Origin of the sequence: Micromonospora halophytica (assembly GCF_900090245.1) — a bacterium.
Taxonomy (GTDB): Bacteria; Actinomycetota; Actinomycetes; order Mycobacteriales; family Micromonosporaceae; genus Micromonospora; species Micromonospora halophytica.
On sequence record NZ_FMDN01000002.1, the window covers coordinates 76,082 to 93,307 of the forward strand.

Consider the following 17,226-nt stretch of genomic DNA (forward strand, 5'->3'; position numbering starts at 1 on the left):
ACGCTCGTTTCGGCCCACCGGCGCCGGGTACGCGACGGTCATGGCCGAGAAGGAGTTCCACACGGGCGACCACGTCTCCTGGGCCAGTCACAGCGGCCGGGCGTACGGCGTGGTCAAGGAGAAGATCACCGAGCGGACGCACGTGCGCGGGCACACCGTGAACGCGTCGCCGGACGACCCGCAGTACCGCATCCGCAACGACGACTCGGGGCGCGACGTCGCCCACCGGCCGGAGGCACTGCGCCATGAGCAGAAGTGACGATCCCGAGCAGACCTACCGGGAGTTCACCGACGCGGTGAACATGAAGCCCGGCGAGCTGCGGACGTGGTTGGAGACCGACGAGTCCAAGCACGTCGGCTGGCGGAAGAAGGGCACCAAGGGCGGCGAATCGGTCGGCCACGAGTCCGGCCGCAGGATCATCGACCTGTTGCGCCGCAAGCGCGCGGAGCTGACCGCCGCCGACTACAAGCACATGCGCAAGGTCATCGGGTACGTGCACCGGCACATGGCGCAGCGCCCCTCCGGCGACGTCCGGAACACCAAGTGGCGCTGGTCCCTGATGAACTGGGGCCACGACCCCCTGAAATAGCAACCCCTGCTGGTCCCCATGCCAGCGTCGACCCACCACCGCGACCACGTCCGGGTTTCCGGGGCAGCCCGGCCCGCACAGGGATCAAGCCTGACCGCCCGGAGCGGGTCGGGCTGCCCCGGAAACTCCTACGGACATCAGTGGTCGGCGCTGTTCCAGTCGCGGCCCTCGCCGACCGACACCTCCAGCGGCACCGACAGCGGGTACGCCCCACCCATCTCGCGCCGCACCAGTGCCTCCAGCGTCTCCCGCTCCCCGGGGGCGACCTCGAAGACCAGCTCGTCGTGCACCTGCAACAGCATCCGCGAGCGCAGCCCGGCGTCACGCAGCGCGGTGTCGACGTGCAGCATGGCGACCTTGATGATGTCGGCCGCCGAGCCCTGGATCGGGGCGTTGAGCGCCATCCGCTCGGCCATCTCCCGGCGCTGGCGGTTGTCGCTGACCAGGTCCGGCAGGTAGCGGCGCCGGCCGAGGATGGTGGAGGTGTAGCCGTCCTGGCGGGCCCGGGCCACCACCTCGTGCAGGTAGTCGCGTACCCCGCCGAAGCCGGCGAAGTAGTTCTCCATCAGCCCGCGCGCCTCCTCGGCGCTGATGCCGAGCTGCTGGGAGAGGCCGAACGCGCTGAGGCCGTACGCCAGGCCGTAGTTCATCGCCTTGATCTTGCGCCGCTGGTCGGCGGTGACCTCGCCGACCGGCACCCCGAAGACCGACGAGGCGGTGGCGGCGTGGAAGTCGGCGCCGGAGTTGAACGCCTCGATCAGCGCGTCGTCCGACGACAGGTGCGCCATGATCCGCATCTCGATCTGGCTGTAGTCGGCGGTGAGCAGGCACTCGTAGCCCTCCCCCACCACGAAGGCGCGACGGATCCGCCGCCCCTCCTCGGTGCGGATGGGGATGTTCTGCAGGTTGGGCTCGGTCGAGGAGAGCCGGCCGGTGGCCGCCACCGTCTGGTTGAAGGTGGTGTGGATGCGGGCGTCGTCCGAGACGGACTTCAGCAGCCCGTCCACGGTGGACTTCAGCTTGGCCACGTCCCGGTGGCGCAGCAGGTGCTCCAGCACCGGGTGCGGGTGCTGCGCGTACAGCCACTGCAGGGCGTCGGCGTCGGTGGTGTAGCCCGTCTTGATCTTTTTGGTCTTCGGCAGGCCCAGCTCACCGAAGAGGATCTCCTGGAGCTGCTTGGGCGAGCCGAGGTTGAACTCCCGCCCGACCGCGGAGTACGCGCCCTGCGCCGCGGCCTTCACCTCGGCGGCGAAGTGCGCCTCCAGCTCCGACAGGTACTGCGTGTCGGCGGCGATGCCGATCCGCTCCATGTCGGCGAGCACCCGCATCAGCGGCAGCTCCACCCCGGCCATCAGCCGGGCGGACTGCTCGCCGTCGCGGGACAGCTCGGCGTCGATCGCGTCGGCCAGGTCGAGGGTGGCCCGGGCCTGGAGCATGAGGTTCTGCTCGACCACGCCCTCGTCGCCGAGCCCGTCCAGGGTGAGCTGCCCGGTCTCCGGCGCGTCCACCCGCAGCTCCCGGTGCAGGTAGCGCAGCGCCAGGTCGGTCAGGTCGTACGAGCGCTGGTCGGGGCGGGCCAGGTAGGCGGCGATCTGGGTGTCCCGGGCGATGCCGTCGAGGGTCCAGCCGTGCGCGGCGAAGGCGAGTACCGCCGGCTTGCTGTCGTGCAGCACCTTGGGCCGGGCCGGGTCGGCCAGCCAGGCCGCGAGGGCCGACTCGTCGGCCGGCTCCAGCCGGGCCGGGTCGAACCAGGCCGCCGCCCCGCCGGAGGTGGCCAGCGCCATGCCGGTCACCGAGGCGGTGTGCCGGCGGTTGGGGCCGGTGTCGAGCTTGACCGCCAGCCCGACGGCGGTGCCGGTGGGGGCGTGCGTCTCCAGCCAGCCGGCCAGCGAGCCGGGCTCGGTGAGCACCTCGCCGGCCAGGTCGAAGCCGGCCTCGGCCTCCGGCTCGACCGCCTCCAGGTACTGGTAGAGCCGGTCCCGCAGGATGCGGAACTGGAGGGTGTCGAAGACCTGGTGCACCGCCTCCCGGTCCCAGCCCTGCCAGCGGGCGTCCTCCGGGCGCACCGGCAGGTCCAGGTCGGAGACCAGGCAGTTGATCTCGTAGTTGCGGATCACGTCGGCCAGCCGCTCGCGCAGGCTGTCGCCGGCCTTGCCCTTGATCTCGTCGGCCCGGGCGATGACCCCGTCGACCCCGCCGTACGTGTTGATCCACTTCGCGGCGGTCTTCGGCCCCACGCCGGGGATGCCGGGCAGGTTGTCGCTGGTCTCCCCGACCAGGGCGGCCAGGTCGCGGTAGCGCTGCGGGCCGACGCCGTACTTCGCCTCGACGGCGGCCGGATCCATCCGGGCCAGGTCGGAGACGCCCTTGCGCGGGTAGAGCACGGTGACGTCGTCGCCGACGAGCTGGAAGGCGTCCCGGTCGCCGGTGGTGATCAGCACCTTCATGCCCTGGTCACGGGCCTGGCAGGCGAGGGTGGCGATGACGTCGTCGGCCTCGTAGCCCTCCCTCTCCACCACCGGGATCCGCAGCGCGGCCAGCACCTCCTTGACGAGGCTGACCTGGCCCTTGAAGTCGGTCGGGGTCTCACTGCGGCCGGCCTTGTACTCCGCGTACCTCTCGGTGCGGAAGGAGCGGCGGGAGACGTCGAAGGCGACGACGATGTGGGTCGGCTGCTCGTCGCGCAGCACGTTGATCAGCATCGAGGTGAAGCCGTAGACCGCGTTGGTCGGCTGACCCGTCGTGGTGGAGAAGTTCTCCACCGGCAGGGCGAAGAAGGCCCGGTATGCCAGGGAGTGTCCGTCGACGAGAAGCAGGCGCGGCGTCGTAGCTGTCACGGCAGCGACTCTAGTCCGTACCGCCGACAACCCTGAGCCGGCGGCACCGCGCGCCACCGCCGAAACCGGCAGCGGACGCAGGCGGCGCGAAACGCCGTCGCGGCCGCCCACCCCCACCGGGGGCGGACGGCCGCGACGCTACGACGACCTCAGGCCACGCCGAGGTACGCCTCCTTGACCGCCGGGTCGTGCAGCAGGTCCTGCCCGGACCCCTCCTTGACGATCCGGCCGGTCTCCAGCACGTAGCCCCGGTGGGCGCGGGAGAGCGCCTGCTGGGCGTTCTGCTCCACCAGCAGGATCGTGGTGCCCTGCTGGTTGATCTCCGTGATGATGTCGAAGATCTGCCGGATCACCATCGGGGCCAGGCCCATCGACGGCTCGTCCAGCAGCAGCAGCTTCGGCCGGCTCATCAGCGCCCGGCCGACGGCCAGCATCTGCTGCTCACCGCCGGAGAGCGTGCCGCCGGGCTGCTTGCGCCGCTCACGCAGCCGGGGGAAGAGCTCGAGCACCTTCTCCAGGTCGGCGGCGATGCCGGCGGAGTCCCGCCGGGTGTACGCCCCCATGTCGAGGTTCTCCAGCACCGTCATGCCGGGGAAGATCTGCCGGCCCTCGGGCGACTGGCACAGGCCCCGGACCACCCGCAGGTCGGCCCGCAGCTTGCTGATGTCCTCGCCGTTGAAGGTGATCCGGCCACCGGACAGCGACCGGATCCCGGAGATCGCCCGCATGGTGGTGGTCTTGCCGGCGCCGTTCGCGCCGATCAGGGCCACCACCTCGCCCTCGTTGACGGTCAGGCTGATGCCGTGCAGGGCCTCGATGCGGCCGTACGACACCGTGACGTTGTCCAGCTCAAGCAGCGTCATCAGCGGACTCCCCCAGGTACGCGGCGATCACCTTCGGGTCCTGGCTGACGTCGGCCGGGGCCCCCTCGGCGATCTTCCGGCCGAACTCCAGCACCACGATCCGGTCGGTGACGCCCATGACCAGGCGCATGTCGTGCTCGATGAGCAGCACGGTCAACCCCATGTCGCGGATCCTGCGGATCAGGCCGAGCAGCTCCTCCTTCTCCGCCGGGTTGAAGCCGGCGGCCGGCTCGTCCAGGCAGATCAGCTTCGGCTCGGTCGCCAGCGCCCGGGCGATCTCCAGGCGGCGCTGGTAGCCGTACGGCAGGTTGCGCGCCGCGTCGTTCGCCCGGTCGGCGATGCCGACGAAGCGCAGCAGCTCCATCGCCTTCGCCTCGGCCGCCCGCTCCTCCAGGACGTGCCGGGACAGGCCGAAGGTCTGCGCGAACGACCGCCGGATCTGCTGCCACGTCCGGGCGGGGCCGGACGGGGCGGTGACCTGGGGCAGCTCGTGCGGCTTGGGCTTGAACCGGGGCACCCGGAACAGCGCCCCCGGCACGCTGGTCTTGTGCCGGGAGTCGGTGCCGACGATGACGTTCTCCAGCGCCGTCATCTCCGGGAACAGCCGGATGTTCTGGAAGGTCCGGGAGATGCCCAGCTTGCTGATCTGGTGCGGCTTGCGGCCGGTGACCCGCTCGCCGCGGAACCGGACCGCCCCGGAGGTCGGCTTGTACACCCCGGTCATCACGTTGAACGTGGTGGTCTTGCCCGCCCCGTTCGGCCCGATCAACCCCAGGATCTCACCCTCGTGGATCTGAAAATTGATCTTGTCGAGGGCGACCACACCGCCGAAGCGGAGAGTCACGTCGTCGACCTCGAGCAGCACGGGGCGGGGCCCCGGCTGGGTCGGGATCTTCGGCGCCACGGTGCCGGTGGTCTGGTCAGACATGAGCGGGCGCCTCCTCTGCCTCCGCCGCGCGGTCCTTCAACTCGCGGGTCCGCCGCCGGCTGGGGATCAGGCCCTGCGGACGCAGGATCATCACCAGCACCATGGCCAGGCCGAAGGCCAGCCACCGGTAGTCGGCGATCTCCCGGAACCGCTCGGGCAGGTAGGCCAGCAGCACCGCGCCGAGCGACACGCCGACCATGTTCCCCGAGCCACCGACCACGACCATCGCCACGAAGAGGATGGACAGGTTCACGTTGAACTGGGTCGGGTCGATGAACGCGTTGCGGCTGGCGAAGAGGAACCCGGCCAGGCCACCCAGGGCCGCACCGATGGCGAACGCCCAGAGCTTGAACTTGAACGGGTAGACCCCCATCACCGCGGCGGCGTCCTCGTCCTCGCGGACCGCCAGCCAGGCCCGGCCGACCCGGCTGTGCTCCAGCCGGCGCACCGCGAAGACCATCAGCAGCACCGCCGTGATGGCCAACCAGTACCAGGGCCTCGCGTCGATCAGGCCGAAGACCTGGTTGTCCGCCGAGGGCGGGCCCTCCGGGCCCGGGATGGCGGAGATGCCCTGCGGACCGTTGGTGATGTTCTCGGAGTTGCGGGCCACGATGCGGATGATCTCGCCGAAGCCGAGGGTCACGATGGCCAGGTAGTCGCCGCGCAGCCGCAGCGTCGGCCAGCCCAGCAGCACCCCGGAGATCAGCGTCAGCACGATCGCGATGAACAGGCAGATCGCCCAGGTCACCGCCCAGGTCTCCGGCAGGTCGAACTCCCGCTGGAACCACTTCACCACCGGCGAGTTGACCGAGCCGAAGAGCGCGACACTGTACGCCCCGATGGCGAAGAAGCCGATGTAGCCGAGGTCGAGCAGGCCGGCCAGGCCGACCACCACGTTCAGACCGACCGCGACCAGCACGTAGATGGCGCAGACGAAGAGCACGCCGGCCCAGTTGTTGCCGCCGGTGATGCTGTCCGTCCGCAGGTCGTTGAGGCCCGGGATGATGAGACCGCCCGGCAGCTTGCCCAACCACGGCAGGTGGTAGAGGAAGACGACGAACGCCACCACGCCCAGGATGCGCTGCCACTTCGGCAACGCCCGCCAACGGTCGCCGACCGCGGTGATCGCACCGATCCGCCGACGGTCCGCGTTCCGGATTTTGTCGATCATGCGCGTGCCCTCCCCAGCGACTCACCCAACAGGCCGGTCGGACGGAACATCAGCACCACGACCAGCACCACGAAGGCGATGACGTCCTCCCACTGGGAGCTCAACAGCGTCGCGCCGTAGACCTCGACGATGCCGAGGAACAGTCCACCCACCAGCGCGCCGCGCAGGTTGCCGATACCGCCGAGCACCGCGGCCGTGAAGGCCTTGAGGCCCAGCACGAAGCCGATGCTGTTCTGGGTGAAGCCGAACCGCATGCTCCACAGCAGCGCGGCCGCGCCGGCCATGATGCCGCCGAGCACGAAGATCAGCATGATCACGCGCTCCTGGTTGACGCCCATCAGGGCGGCCGTCTCCGGGTTCTGGGCCACCGCGCGCACGCCCCGGCCGTACCGGGTGCGGTTGATGAACCAGTCCAGCAGCGCCATCATCACCACGGCGCAGACGAAGACGATCAGCTGGATGTTGGTGATCTGCGTGCCGCCGATCTCGAACAGGGTCTCCTGCTTGAGGATGGTCGGCATGCCGACGATCTGCCGGGCCCGGCCGAACATCGAGGGCAGCGCGCCACCGGCCACGTCGGGCAGGAGCAGGCCGAAGACCTCGACCAGCACCAGGGAGAGGCCGATCGCGGTGATCAGGAAGATCAGCGGCGGGGCGTTCTTGCGCCGCAGCGGACGGTAGGCGATCCGCTCGATCGCCAGGGCCGTGCCGCCCGAGGCGAGGGCCGCGACGACCAGACCGATGACCAGGAAGAGGACGGCCTGGCCGATCGGTGGGTTATTTTCCACCCCGAGCGCGGTCCACACGCCCAGCACCGCGAAGGTGCCGACCATGAAGACCTCGGAGTGGGCGAAGTTGATCAGACGCAGGACGCCGTAGACGAGGGTGTAGCCCAGGGCGATCAGGGCGTAGATCGCCCCCTTGGACAGCCCGTCGACGGTGTGCTGGCCGAGGTGGCCGAAGAGTTCGTCGAAATTCACCGGGGTCTCCTTGCATCGAGTGCGGCCGGGGACGACACCCCGGCCGCACTCCAGCGCCGTCTCGTCAGCTGAGCTTGAGCTCCTGCAGGGCACTGATCTCCGTGCCCTTGATCTGGTAGGCCCAGATGACGACCTTCGACGGGTCGACGTCACCCTTGTCGTCGAACTTGATGTACTTCGAGACGCCCTGCTTGTCGTAGGACTTCACGTACGCCAGGATGTCGGCCCGGGTCTTCTTGCCGTCCTTGAACGCGTCCAGGTAGATCTGGGCGCCGTCGAAGCCCTCCGCGCCGTAGGAGCCCGGCGCCTGGCCGTACTCCTTCTGGTAGTCGGCGGAGAAGGTGCCGCCGGCCTTGTCGGCCGGGAGGCAGGGGCAGGTGATGATGGCGCCCTCGGCGCCGCCCGAGGCGCCCTGCGGGAACGCCGGGTCGTACAGACCGTCCGGGCCGACGAACTTGGCCTGGACACCGGCGGCACGCATCTGCTTCACCAGCGGCGCCGCCTCACGGGTGTAACCGCCGTAGAAGACGAAGTCCGCCTGCGCCGACTTGATCTTGGAGACGGTCGCGTCGAACTGCGACTGCTTCTCCTGGATCTTGTCGGTGCCGGCCAGCGTCGCGCCGAGGTTCTTGCCCAGCTCGGCGGTGATGCCCGCGCCGTAGGCGCTGCCGTCGTCGATCAGGAAGACCTTCGCGGCGTTCTGCGACTTGAGGTAGGTCGCCACGGCACCCGCCTGGGTGCCGTCGTGGCCGACCACCCGGAAGAAGGACGTGTTGCCCTTCTGGGTCAGGTCGGTCCGGGTCGCCGACGGGCTGACCATCGCCAGGCCGGCGGCCTGGTAGATCGGCATGGTCGCGTCGGACTCACCGGAGAAGTGACCGCCGATGACACCGAGGAACGAGTTGTCCCCCGCGATCTGGTTCGCGAACGGAGTCGCCACCGCCGGGTCACCCTGGGTGTCGAACTCCTGCAGGGTGACCTTGCAGTCCGGGTTCTTCTCGTTGTGCTGCTTCACGGCGAGCTTCGCGCCGTTCAGCGACGGCAGGACCAGACCGGCGTTGTCACCGGTGAACGCGCCGAAGATAGCGATCTTGCCACCACAGTCGCCGGACGCGGTGCTGTCGCCACCGCCCGAGTCCTGGCAACCCGCGGCACCGACCATCGCCACGGCGATCGCGGCGGCCCCCAGCACCCGTACATAGCTACGCCTCACGGCTTCCTGACCTCCTCCAGAGGCAGAAGGCGACTGCGCCGAGAGAGGCAGCGACAGCACAGCCCGCACCACCACCCACCCGGCAGGGACGCCCCTGCGTTACGGCTCGTGATGGCGGAGCGTACCGACACTCATACGGCCGGGGAAGGCCTAGGAGCGGGGTCTGCGAAACCGTTACGAAGACGTGCGGGATCGATACGGACCCCGTAACAGGCCGATCCCTGACCGGTCCTTAAACCCCCGATACGCCCTCATCGCGGGACGGCGGGCGTCGATCCGGACCACGCCGCCGACCGCTCGCCGTCGTCGACGAAGAGCCAGATCCGCTCCCCCACCGCCGCCACCGCCACGTCCCGCTGGGCCCCGGCGGCCACCGGCAGCGGGAGCGCCACCGGCCGCCAGGAGTCACCCCGGTCGGCCGACGTCCACACCGACCGGGCCGCGCCGTCCGACACCACGGCCAGCAGCCGGCCCTCCGCCGCGACCAGCCCGTCCACCGACGGCACCCCGGCGGCCCGAGACCCGGACCCGACGGCGGCCGGGCCACCGGCGAAACCACCCGCCGCGACCCAGTCGTCGCCCGCGCGCCGCCACGTCGCGAACCCGTCGCCCCGCAACCCGACGGCGACCGGAACGCCGTCGACCAGGGCCACCCGCTGCGCCTCCTCGTAGCGCTCCGAGCCGGGCAGCACGCTGCGCCGCCAGTTCCGCCCGTCCACCGACGACCACACCGCCGGGTCACGGTCGATCCGGCCCGCCGGCAGCACCCCGCCCACCGCCAGCCACCCCTCGGGTACGCCCACCGCGTCGAACGCCCAGGTCGCCCCGCGCCCGTCGGAGGCCAACTCCGGCGCGCCCTCCACCAGCGCGAAGTCCGCCGCGTCCGGCGACACCCAGGACGCCGCGCCGCTGGAACGGTTGCCGACGATCAGCCAGCCCGCCGGACCGCCCGCCAGCCGGGACACGTTCACCGCCTTCGGCCCGCCGTACGTCTCGAAGGACGCCGACACCTCGACCAGTCCACCGTCGACACGCTGCCGCCAGGTGCTCACCCGGGGATACCCGTGCGCGCCACCGACCTTCGCGCCGATCGCGGCCAGCACACCATCCCGACAGCCCGCCGAGTAGAGCACGTTCTGCCGGCCGTAGAAGGAATCCGCCGCGATCGGCAGCGCCGTCCACGTCGTACCGTCCACACTGGTCCAGGCCGCCGGACGGGTGCCGCCGTCGGCGTCGGCGAGCCCGCCCACCGCGTACCACCGGCCGGCGCAGGCCGTCGCGTCGCGCAGCAGCGCGCGGCCGGGCGGGCCCGGCGGCGCGGGCAGGGTCAGCGGCTGCCACCCGGGGCGCAGCGGCTCCTCGTCGGCCTCCCGTCGGGGTGCCGGGTCACAGCCGGCAGCCACCAGCACGGCGAGGACGCCGAGCACCGCGAGGACCCGTCGGGTGGACACCCGTCGATGCTAGCCACGAACGCGACGTCGCGGGAGTCCGCTGGGGCCGGCCGGGCCACCCACCGGCGCGAAGCGGACCCGCGTCGTGTGGCCGCCGTCGGTCGAGGCGGGTCCGCGGCTGGTCGCCGAGCCCGTTCGGTGCTCAGGCGGTCGGCTGGGTGACCTCGCCGCCGGCGGTCTCGGCGAGGATCCGCTCGGCGACCTCCTTCATGGTCATCCGGTGGTCCATCGCGGTGCGCTGGATCCACTTGAACGCCTGCGGCTCGGTCATGCCGTACGTGGTCATCAGCGCGCCCTTGGCCCGCTCGACGGTCTTGCGGATCTCCAGCCGGTCGGTGAGGCCGGCGACCTCCGCCTCCAGCGCGGCGATCTCCGAGTAGCGCGACAGGGCGATCTCCACCGCCGGCACCAGGTCGCTCTTCTGGAACGGCTTGACCAGGTACGCCATCGCGCCGGCCGCCCGGGCCCGCTCGACGAGGTCGCGCTGGCTGAACGCGGTCAGGATGATCACCGGGGCGATCCGGGCGCCGGCGATCCGCTCGGCGGCGGCCAGCCCGTCCATGATCGGCATCTTGATGTCGAGGATGACCAGATCCGGCTTGAGCTCCTCGGCCAGCCGGACGGCCGTCTCGCCGTCACCGGCCTCGCCGACGACCTCGTAGCCCTCCTCGACCAGCATCTCGGCCAGGTCCAGCCGGATGAGCGCCTCGTCCTCGGCGATCAGTACGCGCCTGCGCTCGGCATCCGTCTGCGTCTCGGCCACGAGCCACTCCCACCAGTCTGTGCCCCGACACCCGCCGTGCCGGGTGTCGCCGCCCCTAGCGTAGTGGGTAACCTATGGCTCGACGCGGCAGCGTCGGGTCACCCTGTCCCCGTATTCCAATGGCAGAGAAACGGAGCTCAAACCTCCGACAGTGTGGGTTCGAATCCCACCGGGGACACCGAAATTGTCGTACACCCGTTCGATGATGCCATTGTGCATCCACCCGAGACTCGCGCCCGAGCACGGCAGATCTTCCTGTCCGGCGCCACCATCGCCGATGCCGCCCGCAGTGTCGGCCTCAGCTACCGCACGGTCTGGCACTGGTGCAGGGATCGGCCGGTCCCGGCCGTGCACAACACCGCGCTGCGCTGCTTCCGGTGCCGCGACGACGTCGACGGTCCGACAGATCCCGCGGCCTATGCCTACCTCCTTGGCCTCTATCTCGGAGACGGACATCTGGTGACCACCGCCCGCGTGCCGGTGCTGCGGGTCTCCTGCACGGCCAGTTGGCCAGGCCTGATCGAGGCGTGTGATGACGCGATGCGCGCGGTTCTCGCGGAGAAGGTGCAACGCGTCCCGCAGCAGGGCTGCGTCAATGTGCAGGGCTACGGCAAGCACTGGTCATGCCTCTTCCCGCAACACGGTCCGGGCAAGAAGCACGAGCGCCCGATCGTGCTGGCCGACTGGCAACGCGAGATCGTCGAGCGCCACCCCGGCGACCTCCTGCGCGGCCTCTTCCACTCCGACGGCTGCCGCTTCGCCAACCGGGTCACCGTCCGCGGTAAGCGGTACGTCTACCCGCGCTACATGTTCACCAACGAGTCCGCCGACATCATCGGGCTCTGCCAGTGGGCTCTCGACCTGCTGGGCATCGCCTGGCGGATGAACCGGCGCAACTCGCTCTCGGTCGCCCGCCGGGACGCGGTCGCCGCCCTCGACAGGCACGTGGGCCCGAAGTCGTGACCCGCGAGGCGCCTGCCCGTCAATCGGGTCGAGGCGCCGGCCCGTGGGTTCAGATCGTGGCGAGCGCCCGCTCCAGGTCCGCCCGCAGGTCCTCCGGGTCCTCCAGCCCGACGGAGATCCGCAGCAGTCCACCGCACGGCTTGGCCTCCCCCTCGACCGGCCGGTGGGTGAGCGAGGCCGGGTGCTGGATCAACGTGTCCACGCCGCCGAGCGACACCGCGTGGGTGATCAGCTCGCAGGCACCGGCGACGGTGGCCGCGGCGGTGGCCCCGCCGCGTACCTCGAAGGCGAGCAGGCTGCCGGGGCCGGACATCTGCCGGCCGACCAGCCCGGCCGGGTCGTGGACCGACGGGTGGTGCACGCGGACGACGGCGGGGTGGCCGGCGAGCCAACCGGCCAGCTTCTCGGCGCCGGCCTGCTGGGCGCGGACCCGCAGCGGCAGCGTCTGCAGGCCGCGGTGCAGCAGGTACGCGCCGAGCGGGTGCAGCACCGCCCCGGTGACGGCGCGGACCTGGCGCAGTCGGGCGGCCCAGCCGGTGTCGCAGGCTACGACGCCGGCGAGCACGTCGCCGTGCCCGCCGATGCTCTTGGTGGCGCTGTGCAGGACGAGCGCGGCGCCGTGCCGGGCGGGCTGCTGGAGCACCGGGGTGGCGACGGTGTTGTCGACGAGCAGCGGGACGTTCCCGGCGGCGTCGGCGAGGGCGGCGATGTCGACCAGGTCGAGGGTGGGGTTGGCCGGGGTCTCGACGATGACCAGGGCGGTGTCGGGGCGTACGGCGGTGGCGACCTCATCGGGCCGCGCCCAGGTGACCTCGGTGCCGAGCAGGCCGGTGGCGAGCACGTGGTCGGTGCCGCCGTAGAGGGGGCGGACGGCCACGACGTGCCGCTTGCCGTCGCGGGTGGCGGCGAGCAGGGCGGCGGTGAGGGCGGCCATGCCGCTGGCGAAGGCGACGGCTTCGGCGGTGCCCTCCAGTTCGGCCAGCGCGGTCTCGAAGCGGGCCACGGTGGGATTCCAGAGCCGCTGGTAGACGGCGCTGGCGCCGGGCGGGAGGGTGCCGCCGGTGGCGAGCAGTTCGTACGCGTCGCCGCCGCTGTCGACCGACGGCAGCGGGTTGGTGGTGGAGAGGTCGATCGGCGGCACGTGGACGCCGAGGGCTGCGAGGTCGTCGCGGCCGGCGTGCACGGCCCGGGTGTCCACGGTCGTCATGGCGGAAGCGTCGAACATCCGCACGCCGCAGGGCAAGAGATTCGAAGATAATTCTGCGGGTCGAGCTAGGCATGTTGCGAGATTCGGGGAAGGATGTTCACATGCCTGCTGCGCCGAATGATGTGCGGCGGTTCGCCGTGCTGGACGAGGTCGACCGCGCCATCCTGACCGAGCTGGCCGCCGACGGCCGGCTGCCGAACAACGCACTCGCCGAACGGGTGGGGGTGGCACCCTCGACCTGCCTGACCCGCACCCGCGCGTTGCGGGAGTCCGGGGCGATCCGCGGCTTCCACGCCGAGGTCGATCCGGCGGCGGTGGGGCTGCCGCTGCAGGCGCTGGTCTCGGTACGGCTCACCGCACACGAGCGGGCCGCGGTGGACGCGTTCCGGGCCCGGTCGGTGCGGCTGCCGGGGGTGGTGTCGGTGTTCCACGTGGCCGGCGCGGAGGACTACGTGCTGCACGTTCGGGCCGCGTCCGGGGACGCGCTGCGCGACTTCGTGCTGGACCATCTCGCGGTGGATCCGGTGGTGCAGCACACCCAGACCAGCCTGATCTTCGAGCAGGCCCGGGGTATGGGATAGGGCACGATCCGGAACACGGGGTGCGTTCGATCGGTTGGTCACCGACGTGATCGACGTACCGTTGTCTGTTCTTGATCTTGCTCCGGTGGCCCGTGGGGCGACCGCCGGGGAGGCCCTACGGCACACCACGCAGCTGGCCCGGCGCACCGAGGAGCTGGGCTACCGCCGGTTCTGGGTGGCCGAGCACCACAACATGCCGGCGATCGCCAGCTCCGCCCCGGCGGTGCTGCTGGCGCACCTGGCGGCCCACACCTCGACCATCCGCCTCGGCTCCGGCGGGGTGATGCTGCCCAATCACGCGCCGCTGGTGGTGGCCGAGCAGTTCGGCACCCTGGAGGCGCTGCACCCGGGCCGGATCGACCTGGGCATCGGCCGGGCGCCCGGCACCGACCAGGTGACCGCGCTGGCGCTGCGCCGCACGATGGAGGGCCTGTCGGCGGAGGGTTTCCCGCGCGAGCTGGCCGACCTGATGAACTACTTCAGCGGCGCCGAGCCGGGCCCGATCACCGCCATGCCGGGGCTCGGCCAGTCCCCTGCGGTCTGGCTGCTCGGCTCCAGCGGGTTCAGCGCCCAGCTCGCCGGCCTGCTCGGGCTGCCGTTCTCGTTCGCGCACCACTTCAGCGCCCGCAACACCCTGCCCGCGTTGCAGCTCTACCGGCAGCACTTCCGGCCGTCGCGCTGGCTGGAGCGGCCGTACGCGATGGTGGCGGTCAACGTGGTCTGCGCCGACACCGACGAGCGGGCGCAGTGGCTGGCCGGGCCGAGTTCACTGTCGTTCCTCAAGCTGCGCACCGGGCGGCCGGAGCCACTGGCCACGCCCGAGGAGGCGGCGGCGTACCCGTACGACGAAGCCGAACGCGAGTTCGTCCGGCAGCGCCGGGAGGGTCAGGCGATGGGCTCACCGGAGACGGTCGGCCGGCAGCTCGGCGACCTGCTGGCGCGTACCGGCGCGGACGAGTTGATGCTCACCACGATGGTGTACGACGTGGCCGACCGGATGCGCTCCTTCGAGCTGGTCGCCGAGAAGGTCGCCGGCGGGCTCACGCGGAATGCCTGAAACACGCTCTTCATACCCACGTCACCCGACCGTCGCGCAGCTCCCCTAACGTGGTGGTCGGTGGTGGTACGGCACTCCCGGTCGGGACGGGTCGGGGGTGCTGCGGTGTGGTGCACCGGGTCGCCAGCTGTGCGGATTCCGCGGCTGGCGACCCGGTGCCTGCTTTCCGATCCGGTCCGGGTCAGCGCCGCCCCGGGCCGGGGACAGCGCCGTCACGACGACCCGACTCGGCCCCGGATCAGACGCGTCAGCGCAGGTAGATGTTCGGCGTCGGCACCGCGCCCATCTGCTCGCCGATGAAGAAGCCCGGGTGCGGTGGCTGGTTGTAGGCGGTGTTCTGCCAGGCGATCGCCGTGCGGTACTGCGGGTCGTGCATCAGCGTGTGGATCCGCAGGGTGGTCGGCGTGGGGGTGCTGTAGATCCGCAGTGCGCGACTGTCGCTGGTGCGCCAGACGACCTCCTCGCGCCAGTCGCCCAGGATGTCGCCGGAGAGCGCCGGGGTGCTCTTGGTGCCGTTGTTGGACGCCACCGAACTGCCGGTGAGCAGCCGGGTCTCCCCGCCGGTGCCGTACTTGTCGATCCTCGTGCCGTCGAGCAGCTCGCGGACCGGGTCACCGTCCCACCAGGCGAGGAAGTTCATGCTGGACGGCTTACGGCCGACGTTCTGCCCCCGGGTGTTGAGCAGTCCGTCCACCCTGGCGGACCAGGACTCGGCGCCGGGGCTGCCCGCCCAGATGTCAGCCGAGACGCCCCGCCCGTTGTCGCCGGAGGCGGGGGTGGACCACAGGATCTGGCCGGTGCGGGCGTCGGCGAACCACGAGCTGGGCTTGCTGGAGTCCTCGCTGACCTTGAAGTACTCCAGGCCGGCGCGGGACGGGTCGAGGTCGCCGACGTGCCCGGCGTCGCCGTGGCCGTACCCGGTGGACCAGAGCAGCCGGCCGTTGTCGTCGATGGTGGCGGCGCCGTAGACGATCTCCTGCCGGCCGTCGGCGTCGACGTCGGCGACGGAGAGGCTGTGGTTGCCCTGCCCGGCGGCGGCGGAGTTGCCGGAGGTGTTCGAGTCGAACGTCCACCGCCTGGTCAGGGTGCCGTTGCGGAAGTCCCAGGCGGCGATGACCGCGCGGGTGTAGTAGCCCCGAGCCATGATCAGCGAGGGGCGCTGGCCGTCGAGGTACGCGGTGCCGGCGAGGAAGCGGTCGACCCGGTTGCCGTACGAGTCACCCCAGGACGAGACGGTGCCACGCGGCGGGTCGTAGGTGACGGTGGACACCGCGGCGCCGGTGCGGCCGTCGAACATGGTCAGGAACTCCGGGCCGGCGAGCACGTAGCCGCTGGAGTTGCGGTGGTCGGCCGACGAGGAGCCGATCACCTGACCGGTGCCCGAGCGGGTGCCGTCGGCGGTCTTCATCGCCACCTCGGCGTCGCCGTCGCCGTCGTAGTCGTACACCTGGAACTGGGTGTAGTGCGCGCCGGCGCGGATGTTGCGGCCCAGGTCGATGCGCCACAGCCGGGTCCCGGCCAGGGTGTACGCGTCGACGTACACGTTGCCGGTGTACCCGCTCTGCGAGTTGTCCTTGGCGTTGGACGGGTCCCACTTGAGCACGAACTCGTAGTCGCCGTCACCGTCGAGGTCGCCGACGCTGGCGTCGTTCGCCGCGTAGCTGTACGCCTCGCCGCTCGGCGTGGTGCCACCCGGCGGCACCTGCAACGGCACGTCCAGGTAGCCGCTGCCGAACTGCGACGCCGGCGCGGACGCCGCCTGCTCGACGCCGTTCACCACCGCCCGCACCGTGTACGACGACCCGGCCGGTGCCCCGGCGTCGAGATGGTTGGTGGCGCCGGTGATCGGGCTGCCGTTGACCTTCGTGGAGCCCCGGTAGAGGTTGAACGCGACCCCGGCGGTCTCGGTGCCCAGCAGCCGCCAGGACACCAGGTTGCCGCTGCCGGAACGGACGCTGACCAGGCCCCGGTCCAGGTCCTCCATCTGCTTGGCGCCGGCCGGCGGGGTGGTGGGCGGCGGCGTCGTCGGTGGCGGGGTGGTGGTGGGCGGCGGGGTGGTCGTCGGCGGCGCGGTCGTCGGGGTGGTGGCGCCGGTGCAGGTGGTGCCGTTGAGCGCGAAGCTGGTCGGTGCGGGGTTGCTGGAGTTGTTCCACGAGCCGTTGAAGCCGAAGTTGGCGGTGCCGTTGGTGCCGATCGCGGCGTTGTAGCCGGCGTCGCGGGCGGTGACCTGGGCGCCGGACTGGGTGACGGTGGCGTTCCACGCCTGGGTGACCTGCTGGCCGGCGGCGTAGGACCAGGTGAGCGTCCAGCCGTTGACCGGGTCGCCGAGGTTGGTGACGGTGACGTCGGCGCCGAAGCCGCCGCCCCACTGGTTGGTGATCCGGTAGTCGACCCGGCAGCCGGCTGCGGCCGCCGAGGCGGTCACGGCGGTCAGGGCGCCGGCGACGATGGTGGTGGCCGTGGCCGCGGCGAGCAGCGCGGCACGGCGGGACGGGATGGGACGCACGGGCATTCCTCCGCAGGAGGGGCGCGCGGCGTCGACCGCACCGGCCTGCCCTGGGCCGGCGGGGAAGGGTACGCCGCGCTGACGGCGACGGGTGGACGCTCATCTCGACGTCCGCA

Annotated in this window: 14 protein-coding genes, 1 tRNA gene and 1 pseudogene; 6 read left to right on the plus strand and 10 right to left on the minus strand. The window is 71.3% G+C overall.

Translation table 11 applies throughout. The features are described 5' to 3' along the window. Positions 1-40: 40 nt before the first annotated feature. Positions 41-259, plus strand: a complete 219-nt coding sequence (locus GA0070560_RS03010; protein ID WP_091291087.1) for a hypervirulence associated TUDOR domain-containing protein — start codon at positions 41-43, stop codon at positions 257-259. Further along, positions 246-587: pseudogene (locus GA0070560_RS03015) on the plus strand (DUF3140 domain-containing protein); the annotation flags it as partial. The gene GA0070560_RS03010 and the pseudogene GA0070560_RS03015, both read left to right, overlap by 14 nt. A 140-nt stretch (positions 588-727) precedes the next feature. Here GA0070560_RS03015 and polA read toward each other — a convergent pair. The 8 genes from polA to GA0070560_RS03055 all read right to left on the minus strand — a co-directional run bounded on the left by polA (position 728) and on the right by GA0070560_RS03055 (position 10,796). Then, on the minus strand, positions 728-3,427 hold the full coding sequence (gene polA / locus GA0070560_RS03020) for a DNA polymerase I (protein ID WP_091291091.1): 2,700 nt from the start codon (positions 3,425-3,427) through the stop codon (positions 728-730). A gap of 149 nt (positions 3,428-3,576) precedes the next feature. After that, positions 3,577-4,290 (minus strand): ABC transporter ATP-binding protein, encoded by a 714-nt coding sequence (locus GA0070560_RS03025; protein WP_091291093.1) that lies wholly within the window; start codon positions 4,288-4,290, stop codon positions 3,577-3,579. Further along, a complete protein-coding gene (locus GA0070560_RS03030; protein WP_091291096.1) occupies positions 4,277-5,218 on the minus strand; it encodes an ABC transporter ATP-binding protein in 942 nt (313 codons plus the stop codon). Before GA0070560_RS03030 ends, GA0070560_RS03025 begins: the two co-directional genes overlap by 14 nt. Continuing rightward, entirely contained in the window at positions 5,211-6,389 is a 1,179-nt protein-coding gene (locus GA0070560_RS03035; RefSeq protein WP_091291099.1) for a branched-chain amino acid ABC transporter permease, read from the minus strand. The genes GA0070560_RS03030 and GA0070560_RS03035 overlap by 8 nt, the downstream gene beginning before the upstream one ends. Further along, the gene (locus tag GA0070560_RS03040; protein ID WP_091291101.1) at positions 6,386-7,369 is read right to left on the minus strand and encodes a branched-chain amino acid ABC transporter permease; all 984 of its coding nucleotides are present in this window, start codon (positions 7,367-7,369) and stop codon (positions 6,386-6,388) included. The genes GA0070560_RS03035 and GA0070560_RS03040 overlap by 4 nt, the downstream gene beginning before the upstream one ends. A gap of 64 nt (positions 7,370-7,433) precedes the next feature. Beyond that, on the minus strand, positions 7,434-8,582 hold the full coding sequence (locus GA0070560_RS03045) for a branched-chain amino acid ABC transporter substrate-binding protein (protein WP_091291103.1): 1,149 nt from the start codon (positions 8,580-8,582) through the stop codon (positions 7,434-7,436). A gap of 251 nt (positions 8,583-8,833) precedes the next feature. Continuing rightward, positions 8,834-10,033 (minus strand): hypothetical protein, encoded by a 1,200-nt coding sequence (locus tag GA0070560_RS03050; protein WP_091291105.1) that lies wholly within the window; start codon positions 10,031-10,033, stop codon positions 8,834-8,836. A gap of 142 nt (positions 10,034-10,175) precedes the next feature. After that, complete coding sequence (locus tag GA0070560_RS03055; RefSeq protein WP_088975174.1) at positions 10,176-10,796, minus strand: ANTAR domain-containing response regulator; 621 nt, start codon at positions 10,794-10,796, stop codon at positions 10,176-10,178. 105 nt (positions 10,797-10,901) lie between these two features. On the opposite strand from GA0070560_RS03055, the gene GA0070560_RS03060 reads away from it, so the two are divergent. Both GA0070560_RS03060 and GA0070560_RS03065 read left to right on the plus strand, forming a co-directional pair. Next, a tRNA-Leu gene (locus GA0070560_RS03060) sits at positions 10,902-10,974 on the plus strand. Between the two features lie 281 nt (positions 10,975-11,255). Further along, on the plus strand, positions 11,256-11,759 hold the full coding sequence (locus GA0070560_RS03065) for a hypothetical protein (RefSeq protein ID WP_245675330.1): 504 nt from the start codon (positions 11,256-11,258) through the stop codon (positions 11,757-11,759). A gap of 49 nt (positions 11,760-11,808) precedes the next feature. On the opposite strand, the gene GA0070560_RS03070 is transcribed toward GA0070560_RS03065, so the two are convergent. Further along, positions 11,809-12,984 (minus strand): trans-sulfuration enzyme family protein, encoded by a 1,176-nt coding sequence (locus GA0070560_RS03070; protein WP_091291109.1) that lies wholly within the window; start codon positions 12,982-12,984, stop codon positions 11,809-11,811. An 83-nt stretch (positions 12,985-13,067) separates the two neighbouring features. Between GA0070560_RS03070 and GA0070560_RS03075 the strand changes: the two genes are divergently transcribed. After that, positions 13,068-13,547: an Lrp/AsnC family transcriptional regulator gene (locus GA0070560_RS03075; RefSeq protein WP_091291111.1), complete on the plus strand. Its 480-nt coding sequence runs from the start codon at positions 13,068-13,070 to the stop codon at positions 13,545-13,547. A gap of 46 nt (positions 13,548-13,593) precedes the next feature. Then, positions 13,594-14,604, plus strand: a complete 1,011-nt coding sequence (locus GA0070560_RS03080; protein WP_170839282.1) for an LLM class flavin-dependent oxidoreductase — start codon at positions 13,594-13,596, stop codon at positions 14,602-14,604. A 247-nt stretch (positions 14,605-14,851) separates the two neighbouring features. On the opposite strand, the gene GA0070560_RS03085 is transcribed toward GA0070560_RS03080, so the two are convergent. After that, on the minus strand, positions 14,852-17,110 hold the full coding sequence (locus tag GA0070560_RS03085; protein ID WP_245675331.1) for a rhamnogalacturonan lyase family protein: 2,259 nt from the start codon (positions 17,108-17,110) through the stop codon (positions 14,852-14,854). Positions 17,111-17,226: the final 116 nt, after the last annotated feature.